Consider the following 12,601-nt stretch of genomic DNA (forward strand, 5'->3'; position numbering starts at 1 on the left):
ACAATAAAATGAATGTTCGATTTATTGCGAATTTGAAAAAATATCAGGTTTTTTGTTGATTAATTGATGAGCAATGACTCTGTTCAAACGTTTGAACAAAAATAAAATAAAAAATTGGAATGCAAAAAAAAGTTACAATTAAAGATATTGCGAAAGAATTGGGAATCACACCTTCTGCAGTTTCCAAGGCATTGAGCAATCACCCTAGAATAAGCAATAGCACAAAGGCTTCTGTAATTGAAATGGCCAGTAAGTTGAATTATCAACCCAATAATTTGGCAAGTGCATTAAGGAAGGGAAAGAGCAATATTGTAGGCGTGATTGTTCCAAGGGCAAATAGCAATTTTTTTTCCAATGTTGTTGAAAGAATGGAAGAAGTATTGAATAAAAAGGGGTATGACGTGTTTATTACCCAATCCAATGAATCCTTCATTAAGGAATGCCAAAACATTGATGCATTGCTCAGAACCCGTGTCGATGGTATCATCGCTTCATTATCCATAGAAACAAAAAATCTAGGGTATTATAAAAAAATAATAACTAGTAAAGTGCCACTTGTTATGTTCGATAGGGTGGAAGACAAGTTAGATGTAAGCTATGTTGGAATAGACGATCGTCAAAGTAGTCATTTAGTTGTTGAACATCTTGCTGACCAAGGTTATAAAAGGATTGCCCATATAGGAGGGCATGGACATATTGGTATATACAAGAATCGAATCAATGGATTTATTGATGCTTTAGGCCGCTCGGGATTACAAATACATAAGGAATTGATAGTGGAGTGCGGTTTAACGGTGGATGACGGAAGAAAAGCAATGATTGAGCTTTTGAATATGCCAGAAAGACCTGATGCCATCTATGCGGCGGGAGATTATGCTGCCCTTGGTGCTATGCAGGTAATTCAAGAGTACGGTATTGACATACCTCGAGAGATTGCAGTTGTAGGATTTAGCGATGAACCTTTTACGTCTCTTGTGTCTCCCTCAATTTCCACAGTAGGTCAGCATAATGCCAAAATTGGTAGACTTGCTGCTGAAGCTTTTTTAAGACAAATGGAAAAGCCAGTAAAAAACCTTGATTTAAACAAAACTGTACTAAAACCTGAGTTGATTGTAAGAGCTTCTTCCGACAGGTCCGCTGTAAAAAAAGCATGATTTGGAATCTTTCTCCCGGTTATACAATAATCGTGTAGAAAGCCAAGATATATCATCGAGAACTGTTGAAAGTAAGTTGTATTTGATTATTACTTCATACTATCATGAAAAACGATGAACAGCACTTTGTAGGTGTGGAAATTACTTCGATTGTAGAAAATCCCTCTGGATGGATAAGTTACGATGAGTACTTTCCATCCATTTACAAACAAATATGACCCCATAGGTGCTACTGCAAATTAAATTGTTGAGAAAGTTCACTTGATCCATAATCCTGACTATTCCATTTATACACACTTTTCTAAAATCAAATCAAACTTTAAATGCCTTAAAATACTAGGAACAAAGCAAGATTCAAGAGCATTGTTGAATCATTTCATGAGCGCCATTAAACAGATTATTTAGAATTCATTCAAATAAATGTGAATATGATATTTTTTTTGCCAAAACAATGTAATATTCATATTTTGAGGTTCTTATAAATAAAAACCAGACAATTTATGGCAAATGTTTTATGGTTGCAAGGAGGTGCATGCAGTGGTAACACCATGTCTTTTTTGAACGCTGAAGAACCGACCGTGGTAGAACTTATTACGGATTTTGGCTTGAATATTTTATGGCATCCGACTACAGGATTACAGATTGGAGATCAAGTACAAGACCTCTTAAAAGATATTCTTGAAGGGAAAGTACAAATGGATATTCTTGTCTATGAAGGCTCATTGATTCAAGGGCCTAATAATACAGGTTCAATGAATTTCTTTGCTGACCGTCCTATGATGGAATGGATCAAAGAATTATCCGAAGTAGCAGGATACGTTGTTGCTATTGGCGATTGTGCTACTTGGGGAGGTATTCCTGCAGTACCACCAAATCCAAGTGAATCGACCGGGTTACAATTCCATAAAAAAGAAAAAGGTGGTTTTCTAGGGGCGGATTATGTTTCAAAAGGAGGATTGCCCGTTATCAATATACCCGGATGTCCCGCACATCCTGATTGGATTACCCAAATCCTTGTTGCCATAGCGGTAGGTAGGATAGGAGATGTCCAAATAGATGATTACCACAGGCCCAAAACATTTTTTACAAATTTTGTCCAAGATGGCTGTACCAATGTTACCAATTTTGCCCAAAAAGTTGATGGTGGATTTGGAACGAGAGGCGGTTGTTTGTTCTATGAAGTAGGTTGTAGGGGACCAATGACACGCGCAAGCTGTAATAATATTCTTTGGAACCGCCAATCCAGCAAAACAAGGACAAACCACCCTTGTTTGGGTTGTACGGAGCCAGGTTTTCCTCATCACGATTTAAAAAAAGGAAGTGTATTCAATACCATGAAATATTTAGGTTTCCTTCCAAGGGAAGTACCCGAAGGAAGAACCAAGTTGGCCTACTATATCGAAGCAGGATTTCAAAAAGTGCTTCCTAAGAACCATAAGGTCATGGAAACTTCAAAATAATAGCAACGAAAAAGAAAATCAAATGTCAGTTAAAGAATTAAACATATCTCCCGTTGGTCGTGTTGAAGGTGATTTGGATGTCAAAGTATATATCGATAACGGTAAAGTCACTCGAGCACATACACAAGCTGCAATGTTTAGGGGATTTGAAAAAATAATGGCGGGCAAAGACCCGCAATCGGGGTTGATTGTTACTCCTAGAATCTGTGGTATCTGTGGAGGTTCACATCTCTATTGTGCCTCATCCGCGTTAGATACGGCTTGGGGAACGAAGCTATCCCCCAATGCACTATTGTTAAGGGCTATAGGACAGGCTTCCGAAACATTGCAAAGTATTCCACGCTGGTATTATGCAATCTTTGCCACGGATTTGGCCAATAAAAAATATGCCGATAAGCCATTGTACAAAGAAGTGGTAAAACGTTGGAGTGCCTATGTAGGCGAGACGTTTCAGATTGGGTTGACCGCAAGTGGTCTGCCTGTTCAAATTTATGCTTTGTTCGGTGGGCAATGGCCACACTCCAGTTACATGGTGCCCGGAGGTGTAATGTGTGCACCAACTTTAAAAGACGTAACAAGGGCACATGCCATTCTGGCTCAGTTCAAAAATGATTGGTTAGAACCTGTTTGGTTGGGTTGTTCCATTGAGCGCTACATGGAAATCAAGACTTGGGACGATATGCTCGCATGGGTAGATGAGAACGAGTCGCAACGCAATAGTGATTTGGGGTTATTGATTCGTGCTGGATTAGAGTTTGGTCTGGATAAATTCGGTCAAGGCGTTGGTAAATTTTTGGCAACGGGAACGTACCTGCACAAAGATTTGTACAATAATCCTACTATAGAAGGTAGAAATAATGCGTTGATACAATCCAGTGGTTTCTTTGATGGTGAAAACTATCACGAGTTCGACCATATGAAAGTAAGTGAACATGTCAAGCATTCATGGTACAATGACCAAGAAGATGGACTTCACCCATGGGATGAGCCGCTACCGACTCCAGCAGAATCGCAAACGTTACATGACAGTGATTTTGATTCGCAGTACAGCTGGTCAAAAGCACCAAGATACGATGGGCATGCCGCCGAAGCAGGACCATTGGCAAGGGTAATTATGAACGCTAATCCAAATAATAAAGACCATCAGATTAAAGATCCTTTGTTTGGTGATATCATTAAAAAATTGGGACCTAGTGTTTTTACAAGAGTATTGGCAAGAGTTCATGAAGCACCAAGAATCTACAAGTTCATAGAACAATGGCTTTCTGAAATCGATTTGGATGGTGAATTCTACACAAAACCAGTTGAAAAAGACGGAAAAGGATTCGGGGCTACCGAGGCTGCACGTGGCGCATTGGCGCATTGGATAGAAATCAAGGACGGTGTTATTAAAAATTATCAGGTCATGGCGCCAACAACATGGAACGTTGGCCCTCAAGACGGCAATGATAACCCTGGTCCTATTGAAACAGCGCTTTTGGGTACTAAAATAGAGGACCCATTAGACCCAGTTGAAGTAGGTATAGTGGCCCGCTCTTTTGACTCGTGTTTGGTGTGTACGGTACATGCCCATGATGCACAAAGCGGGGTAGAACTATCTCGATTCAAATTATAACCAACTATTCCATATATTAAGTAAGACCTCACAGGGTTCTAATTCCTGTGAGGTCTTTAATATCAAAAAAAATCAAAATGAAAACTGCGATAATGGGTTTTGGGAACCCTGTGCGTAGCGATGACGCTATCGGCATCTATGTGATAGAGCAATTGCGGGAAAAACTTCCTGAAACGGAAAGGATCAATATCTTCGATATGGGCACTGCTGCTTTTGAAGTGCTCTTTGGGCTAAAAGGTCATAGTAAGATTATATTGGTGGATGCGGTGTTGAACAGTAACGAACCCGTGGGGACAGTATTTAAAGTCCCTGCAGAAGAGGTAATGAAAGCACCACAGGACGACCCGTTGGTCTTTTTGCATGGAATGAAATGGGACCAAGCCCTATCCTATACCAAAAAGATTTTACGGGATGAATACCCCGAGGATATTCAGGTGTATTTGGTTGCCATTGAAAATACCAAGTTGGAAGTCGATTTGAGTGATGTTGTACGAAAAGCTGGCGATAAAGTTGTTCAGCACATTTTAGAAGACTTAAATCAATCCATACCCAAGTGAATACCAAAGTAAGTCTTAAATCGTCACATATATATATCGACAGTACCTTGGTAGAACTTATTTTCGGGGAAATCCACTATGCTTATGTGACTTATGTAAAAGAGCAACAAAAACTATTAATGACACCCGTTAGCAGTCAATGGTTTGTTAAAATCTACAAACCCACCCAATTTTTATTAAAATCACGTAACTTGAAGGGAGACAAAACATTGGCAATTCGCGAGATTTTAATCGATAACGATTTGAACACCAAGGACAGGGAGCTGGATTATGAACTTATTGAAAAGACCCAGTTGCTAAAAGTGAGTATGTCATGAAAGGCGGAAAAACAAATAATGATTGGTTGCTCGATGCAGAGGTGCAGTACAAGGTTACTCCGGTAAAGGGCAGATGGGAAGTCTCTTTGTTGTTCATCAATACTAAAGACCCCAATCAGGTTTTGGTCCAGACTATTGGAGATTATCGCTCAGAACGATTGGCTGAAATCTATGGAAAGAATATGCAGCAGACTGCAGCAAAAGACTCTAGGGGAAATCAAAAACTAAACAAAGATGCTTACGATATTAACAACAACTAGTGAAATCCAACAAGTAAAGGATACCATTGCATCTGTGGAGCGATTGGACGAGTTGGTTGACATAGTCCACGAGAGCGATGGCATCAAGAACTTGAAGATTATATTGGTTGAAGAAAACGGGATTGAAGTTCCTTTGGATTGGTATGATCTGGAACCTCCCTATGTATTTCCAAAAACTGCTTTTTCAAGGGAGAATTTATTGGCATTGGTTTTCTATAAGTTGGGAAACCATCAAAGAGCCTTTGAATATGTATCGGAAGCTTCGGACTTGTACCATCATCTTTTAGTCGCAACACATCTACAGTTTGCCTACGAAATTTCGGATGAGATGTTGGTCTTTGCCGAAAAAACCTCTGCTCACAATACTGCTATTTTAAACTATTATGGAACTATTCAAAATTCCTTGGAGTATTCTGGACTCAAAAAGCTATTCATAGCAGCTTTGAATCAGGCTGAGAATGAGGAGATAAAAATATTTACGGCAAAGCATTATTTAAACCTTCTATTGGATGGTGGAGAATTGCAAGAGGCAAAGCAACTTGCGGAACAACACTTGCCCGTAACTGTTTCCGAACATGCGAACCATGCCATAAAAACGCATTTGGCGGCAATTTTAATGGCGTTGCTAAGAGTACCCTATGATTTAAAAGCACTTGATGCGGTTCAAGATTTACAAATGGAATGCATTACTTTTTATGAGTCCAAGGGTTTGAACGTACAAGCGGGGCTGTTGCTCATTGAAGCTGCAGAAGTTGCCAACTTCAAAGAAGATTTTATAGCATCAAAAGAGTTGATCAATCGTGCCATTCAATACTTTAAGCAAGAAGATATTCCCGAGTTTTTAGGGGAAGCTGGATTAAAAAAGGCGATTTTACTGTACACTTGGTCAAAAAATGGGAGTCCACAGTATTACAAGGCAGCGATTAATGCTTTTCAAGATGTTTTAAAAGTTTTTAAACGCGATACACATCCACAGAAATTTGCGGACATTCACCATAATCTAGCCTTGATTTATTCGGAAATTCCTGTAAGTTCTGAAGAAAAACCTATGTGGACAGCCTTTTGTGCATCCTCGTTCAAAGAGGTTTTGGCTTTTTATACCAAAGAAAAATATCCATACGAACATGCCATGGTAAGTCATAATTACGCTACGGCATTAATGCATTTTCCACCAGCTAAAATCCATGATAATCTGGAAAAAGCTACAGGATTGTTCAATGATGCACTTGAAATCAGGACAGCACTAAAATATCCTTTTGAAAGAGCATTGACTCTTTTGAATCAATTGGAATTGGCCTGGTTGACCCATAATGCGAACGGAGATGAGGAGCAAAAGAAGTATGGTATCATGAAGGCCAAGGCCGAAGAGATAAAAAGCTTGGTAAGTGACGAGAATTTAATAGCAAAGGCCGACGAACATTTAAAAGAATTGGAAAAAGTTAAAAGTTTAATCCAGTAAAAGTTATGCACGAAACCTCCATCGTAAATAGCATCATGCGTACGCTTGAACAAGAGTTTGAAGCTGAGAAGCTGAACAAAATGAAAGCGATTCATTTAAAAGTGGGTATCTTATCCAATATTGAACCACGGCTTCTGCACAATGCGTATAGTGCATACCATTTGACACGCCCAGAGTACCATCACGTAGCCTTGCACATTGAATCTACCGATTTAAAAATTCAGTGTGAAGTGTGCAACCATATTACTGATGTAAAAAACTATAGATTTATTTGTGAGCACTGCGACCGACCCAGTAAAAATGTGATTCAAGGGGAGGAAATGCTGATTCACAAAGTAGAATTTGAAGATTGATTAAAAAAAACACTATGATAGAAAAATCAACAAAGGCGGCGCGCGGTACCGTACAGTGCGAGAACACAAATATCAACTTGCTCAAGGCGAATGATTTTGTTGCTGACATCATTAAAAAGGAAATGGCAAAAACCAAGACCCTTCTCATTAATGTCACCTCTTCGGCAGGGAGTGGAAAAACTACTTTAATGCAAAAAACGGCCGAAAAGTTGAAAGATAAAATTAAGATTGCTGTTATGGTGGGCGATTTGGAAACCGAGCGTGATGCAGAACGTATTCGGGAAACGGGAATCCAGGCTTTGCAGATAGTCACGGGCGGAATATGTCATTTAGAAGCTCAAATGGTCCATCAAGTACTTGACCAATTTGATTTGGAAAACATTGACCTGTTGTTTATAGAAAATGTGGGTAATTTGGTATGTCCTTCATCCTTCGATTTGGGAGAAGATTATAGAGTGACCCTTATGGCGACCACTGAAGGTGATGACAAGCCTAAAAAATACCCAAAGATGTTTTTGACCAGTGATATGATGCTGGTTTCCAAGGCTGATTTATTGCCCTATGTCCCTTTTTCCGTAGAAGCAGTAACCAAAGATGCCAGAGAGGTCAACCACGAATTGGAAGTGATTCAAGTGTCTTCTTTAACGGAAGAAGGCATTGATGCTTGGTGCGATTGGCTTTTGGAAAGAGTGCAACAGAAAAGGGGATAATTCCTGAATGCAACAAACCTTCCAAATTATAATTTCTGGACAAGTACAAGGGGTTGGTTTTCGTCCTTTTGTCTATAATCTTGCGCAGAAGTTAAAGCTGAAAGGTATAGTTTGCAATAACGAAAATGGAGTGCAGATTCAAGTCAATACATCCCAAAACCAAGCGAATGATTTTCTCCAACGTATCTTGGAGAACCCTCCTGTTATTTCAAATATTCAATCACATTCTCTTGCTGAAATTTCGTTTCAAGAATATATCGACTTTCGGATAGTTCCTTCAGCATTAAACCATAAAATCAACATTCCACTTACTCCAGACTTTGCAATATGTGAAGCCTGTAAGACAGAGATTAGGGATAAAGACAATCGACGATTTGGTTATGCTTTTACAACATGCACGAATTGTGGGCCAAGGTTTGCGATAACAACAAAATTCCCATTTGAAAGGGCAAATACGACCATTTCAGAATTTCAAATGTGCTCTTCATGTGAATCGGAATACATGGACGCTACCCATCGGAGGTTTCATTCACAAACGAACAGCTGCATGGATTGTGGCATAGTACTCACATTGACCAATGTCAATGGTGAACAAATCGAATCGGATCAGTCCAAGATAATTCAAAAAGTGGGCAAACTCATTTTGGAAGGGGCCATTGTTGCACTAAAGAATACAAATGGCTATTTGCTGTGTTGCGATGCTAAAAATAAAACAGCCATTGAACGTCTAAGAGCGAAAAAACAACGTCCTTCCAAACCGTTCGCACTGTTATATCCTTCCCTAGAAAAAATTAAAACTGATTTTGAAGTAAATGTTGAAGAAGAAACCGCTTTGAAATCAGCTGTTGCACCAATCGTAATTTTGAACCCTACGGAAGCGGCGAGGGAGTTGAAAATGGAAAGTATTGCCCCAAGATTGCATCAACTTGGCGTTATGCTGCCTTCTTCGGCACTGTTAACACTCTTAATTGATAGTATACAGATCCCAATAATTGCTACAAGTGGAAATATTCACGGCTCACCTATTATTTCAGAAGAGAAAAAAGCAATTGAAGAGCTGGCCGGCGTGGCTGACTATTTTTTGCATCATAATCTAGAAATTGTATTTCCCCAAGATGATTCGGTACTGCGCTTTGCGGGAGAGCATCAAATTACGCTAAGACGTTCCCGTGGATTGGCTCCAAACTATTTAGAAAGTAATAGTGGTGGTGAAAAGATTTTGGCGATGGGCGCGCATCTAAAAAGCACCTTCACTTTTGTTCCAAATGCACATACGTATGTGAGTCAATATTTTGGAAATCTGGATAGTTTCGATGTTTTGGAAAGGTTTCAAACAAGTATTGACCAGTTTCAACAGCTATTTCAAACAAAACCAGAAACTATTTTAATTGATGCCCATCCACAATATCAAAGCAGTATTCTGGGCAAAGAATTATCCAAAAAATGGAATACCAATCTCATTTCTATTCAACATCACAAAGCACATTTTGCGAGTGTTTTGGGTGAGCATAAGTTGTTCGAAACTAAAGAGAAAATACTTGGTGTTGTTTGGGATGGTACGGGACTTGGCGAAGATAATGCCATCTGGGGCGGGGAGTTTTTTGCCTACGAGAATTGTAATATGGAACGCTTGACCCATTTTGAATATGTGGACTGGTTGGCTGCCGACAAAATGGCCAAAGAGCCTAGATTGTCTTTACTCAGCTTGCTTCCAGAAAAAGAAAAGAATAGAATCAAGAATAAATTTACCAAAACGGAATGGAAAGTCTACAATACAATGTTGGCTGGCAATACGCTAAAGACCTCTTCGGTGGGACGGTTGTTTGATGCAGTGGCATCGTTGCTTAAGCTTATAGATGTCTGTTCTTATGAAGGGGAAGCTGCAATGCTTTTAGAGACCAAAGCAAATGCGTATTCAGGCGGTATTTATATTGATTTTTTGGAGGATTTGGAATTTGACACTGTCCCTTCAAAAAAAATTATACAAAGCATTTACCGTGAACTGGAAAGGAGTGTTTCCATTGAGCAAATCGCAGCTAGCTTTATACATACTTTAGCATTGGTCGTTATTAAAGTAGCCAAGAAAAATGGGTTGAACACCATTGCCTGTAGCGGAGGTGTTTTTCAGAATGTGGTTCTTGTGGACAAGCTTACGGTATTAGCTGAAAAACAAGAAATTAAGTTAAAATTTAATCGTATATTGTCTAGTAACGATGAGAACATTTCGTTCGGTCAATTATGCTATTATCAACATATTAAAAACTAAGTTATGTGTTTAGCAATTCCAGGAAGAATTAGGAGCATCGAGACCAAATACAATGGTCTGGTACGTATGGCAAAAGTTTCTTTTGGTGGTATCACCAAAGAAGCCAGTCTTGAAATGTTACCAGATGCAGATGTTGACGATTATGTGTTGGTACATGTGGGCGTGGCCATAAGCAAGGTCAATGAAGAAGAGGCACAGAAAACGTTTAAATATTTGGAAGAAATTGGAGAGCTGGGCGAATTGGAAGATGTGGATGAATACCTGCCTAAATCGGAATAATTATGAAGTACATGTCAGAATACCGCGACCCTGAACTCGCGAAAAAATATTTGGAAGAAATCAAGAATACGGTCTCAAGGCCTTGGTCGATTATGGAGGTATGCGGTGGACAAACGCACAGTCTGGTCAAAAATGGTATTATTGATATGCTGCCCGATAAAGTCACGATGATTCATGGCCCGGGCTGCCCTGTTTGCGTAACACCGCTTAATTTAATTGATAAAGCCGTCTTTTTGGCTCTTGAAAAAAATGTGATCCTTTGTTCTTTTGGTGATATGCTTCGTGTACCCGGTTCACAAAAAAGTTTACTTGAAGCCAAAGCTGAAGGTGCTGATGTACGTGTTCTCTATTCTCCGTTGGAAGCAGTAAAAATTGCACAGGATAATCCAGATAAGGAAGTGGTATTTTTTGCGGTTGGTTTTGAAACTACGGCTCCTGCCAACGCCCTTTCTGTGGTTCATGCACACCGTAGCGGGGTTAAAAACTATGCTATTTTAGCATCCCATGTTCTTGTACCACCAGCAATAAAAGCAGTTATCGATGATGAAGAAAGTAAAATCGATGGATTTTTGGCTGCTGGTCACGTTTGTACCATAATGGGAAATACGGAGTACCATCCTATTTCGGCAACCTATAAAGTTCCTATTGTTGTGACTGGTTTTGAACCGCTGGATGTACTTCAAGGGATTTTGATGGTTATACGCCAGCTGGAACAAAGTAAATCAGAAGTGGAAAATCAATATGCGCGCATTGTCCGCGAAGAAGGAAACCCAGAGGCACAAAAAGTGATCAATGAAGTTTTTGAGATTCGTAATCAAATGTGGCGAGGTATAGGAGAAATTCCAGATAGCGGTTATGCGGTCCGTAAAAAATATGAGGCATACGATGCCACCAAAAAATATGAGGTCAATATTGAGGAAGCACCTGAAAACCCAAAGTGTATCTCGGGTCAGATTATGAAAGGAATCAAGAAACCTTTTGAATGCTCACAATTTGGAAAAACCTGTAAACCCACCAATCCACTTGGTGCACCCATGGTAAGTAGTGAAGGCGCTTGTGCGGCCTATTATCACTTTTCGGGAATGGTTGAAGCTTAATCGAACTGTAAATGTCGGATAATAAAAATTTACGCATGCAACTGCAATGTCCCATGCCCCAGCTGGATTTTGATGTAATTACCTTGGGACATGGAAGTGGGGGAGTGCTCACCAATAAACTTTTGGACAGTGGTGTTTTTGACTTACTGAAAAATGATATTTTAGAGGAACGCCATGATGGTGCTTTTTTGGAACTGAATGGTAAGACAGCGTTTTCAACAGATAGCTTTTTGGTTTCTCCTATTTTTTTCCCCGGTGGAAATATTGGAGAATTAGCTATTAATGGAACCGTAAATGACTTGGCGATGTGCGGTGCAATACCCAAATATTTATCACTGAGTTTTATTATTGAGGAAGGCCTTCCGGTAAAGGAATTTTGGGAAATATTGGTGTCCATAAAAATCGCTTGTGAAAATGCAGGGGTTCAGGTGGTTACTGGAGACACAAAAGTTGTTGAAAAAGGGAAGGGAGACAAAATTTTCATCAATACTTCGGGGATTGGTACGATACACCCCAAGGCCCTTATCGGTTCAAGAAATATAAAGGTTGGGGATAAAATCATTATCAGTGGAAACATGGCTTCCCATGGAATGGCCATTATGTCGGTTCGTGAAGGTCTGGAGTTTGATTCCGAGATTCAAAGCGATACCACCAATCTCAATCATTCTGTGAGCAACCTTATCGACAAGTTTGGTTCGGCTATCCATCTATTAACTGATCCAACTAGAGGAGGAGTGGCAACTGTCTTAAAGGAAATTGCACAATCCACAGAATTGGGCATCGATATTTTTCAAAAAGATTTTCCCATTAATGACCAAGTGGCGAGTGCCTGCGAATTATTGGGCTTAGACCCTTTATATGTTGCCAATGAAGGACTTTTTATTGCATTTGTCTCAGCATCGGAAGCAAACGCTGTATTGAAGACGTTGCAGGAAGATGAGAAGGGGAAAAATGCCAAGATTATAGGAAGCGTGGTCGATGCGCACCCAAAACAGGTAATCTTGGAAAGTGCCATTGGTGGAAAACGGGTGGTGAGCATGCTGCCTGGAGAGCAGTTACCTAGAATTTGTTAGT

Annotated in this window: 13 protein-coding genes; all 13 read left to right on the top strand. The window is 39.7% G+C overall.

The genetic code is table 11. The annotated features are described in order from the left end of the window. Positions 1 to 119: 119 nt before the first annotated feature. The 13 genes from LV716_RS14080 to hypE all read left to right on the top strand — a co-directional run bounded on the left by LV716_RS14080 (position 120) and on the right by hypE (position 12,600). A complete protein-coding gene (locus LV716_RS14080; protein WP_163418425.1) occupies positions 120 to 1,154 on the top strand; it encodes a LacI family DNA-binding transcriptional regulator in 1,035 nt (344 codons plus the stop codon). 500 nt (positions 1,155 to 1,654) lie between these two features. Continuing rightward, entirely contained in the window at positions 1,655 to 2,614 is a 960-nt protein-coding gene (locus LV716_RS14085; RefSeq protein ID WP_163418426.1) for a hydrogenase, read from the top strand. 22 nt (positions 2,615 to 2,636) lie between these two features. Then, positions 2,637 to 4,229, top strand: a complete 1,593-nt coding sequence (locus LV716_RS14090) for a nickel-dependent hydrogenase large subunit (RefSeq protein ID WP_163418427.1) — start codon at positions 2,637 to 2,639, stop codon at positions 4,227 to 4,229. Positions 4,230 to 4,306: 77 nt separating this feature from the next. After that, positions 4,307 to 4,786 carry a hydrogenase maturation protease gene (locus LV716_RS14095; RefSeq protein ID WP_163418428.1) on the top strand — a complete coding sequence of 160 codons (480 nt, stop codon included), beginning with the start codon at positions 4,307 to 4,309 and terminating at the stop codon, positions 4,784 to 4,786. Next, complete coding sequence (locus LV716_RS14100; RefSeq protein WP_163418429.1) at positions 4,783 to 5,103, top strand: hypothetical protein; 321 nt, start codon at positions 4,783 to 4,785, stop codon at positions 5,101 to 5,103. Before LV716_RS14095 ends, LV716_RS14100 begins: the two co-directional genes overlap by 4 nt. Then, complete coding sequence (locus tag LV716_RS14105; RefSeq protein ID WP_163418430.1) at positions 5,100 to 5,363, top strand: hypothetical protein; 264 nt, start codon at positions 5,100 to 5,102, stop codon at positions 5,361 to 5,363. The genes LV716_RS14100 and LV716_RS14105 overlap by 4 nt, the downstream gene beginning before the upstream one ends. Then, on the top strand, positions 5,338 to 6,822 hold the full coding sequence (locus LV716_RS14110; RefSeq protein WP_163418431.1) for a hypothetical protein: 1,485 nt from the start codon (positions 5,338 to 5,340) through the stop codon (positions 6,820 to 6,822). Before LV716_RS14105 ends, LV716_RS14110 begins: the two co-directional genes overlap by 26 nt. A 5-nt stretch (positions 6,823 to 6,827) precedes the next feature. After that, a complete protein-coding gene (locus LV716_RS14115; RefSeq protein WP_163418432.1) occupies positions 6,828 to 7,175 on the top strand; it encodes a hydrogenase maturation nickel metallochaperone HypA in 348 nt (115 codons plus the stop codon). A gap of 14 nt (positions 7,176 to 7,189) precedes the next feature. Next, on the top strand, positions 7,190 to 7,885 hold the full coding sequence (gene hypB, locus LV716_RS14120) for a hydrogenase nickel incorporation protein HypB (RefSeq protein WP_163418433.1): 696 nt from the start codon (positions 7,190 to 7,192) through the stop codon (positions 7,883 to 7,885). Positions 7,886 to 7,892: 7 nt separating this feature from the next. After that, entirely contained in the window at positions 7,893 to 10,151 is a 2,259-nt protein-coding gene (gene hypF / locus LV716_RS14125; RefSeq protein WP_163418434.1) for a carbamoyltransferase HypF, read from the top strand. 3 nt (positions 10,152 to 10,154) lie between these two features. After that, positions 10,155 to 10,430: a HypC/HybG/HupF family hydrogenase formation chaperone gene (locus tag LV716_RS14130; RefSeq protein WP_163418435.1), complete on the top strand. Its 276-nt coding sequence runs from the start codon at positions 10,155 to 10,157 to the stop codon at positions 10,428 to 10,430. 2 nt (positions 10,431 to 10,432) lie between these two features. After that, on the top strand, positions 10,433 to 11,527 hold the full coding sequence (gene hypD, locus LV716_RS14135) for a hydrogenase formation protein HypD (protein ID WP_163418436.1): 1,095 nt from the start codon (positions 10,433 to 10,435) through the stop codon (positions 11,525 to 11,527). Between the two features lie 11 nt (positions 11,528 to 11,538). Continuing rightward, a complete protein-coding gene (gene hypE / locus LV716_RS14140) occupies positions 11,539 to 12,600 on the top strand; it encodes a hydrogenase expression/formation protein HypE (RefSeq protein WP_233759143.1) in 1,062 nt (353 codons plus the stop codon). The last annotated feature ends 1 nt before the right edge of the window (position 12,601 follow it).

This window comes from Flagellimonas sp. HMM57, assembly GCF_021390175.1.
Lineage (GTDB): Bacteria > Bacteroidota > Bacteroidia > Flavobacteriales > Flavobacteriaceae > Flagellimonas.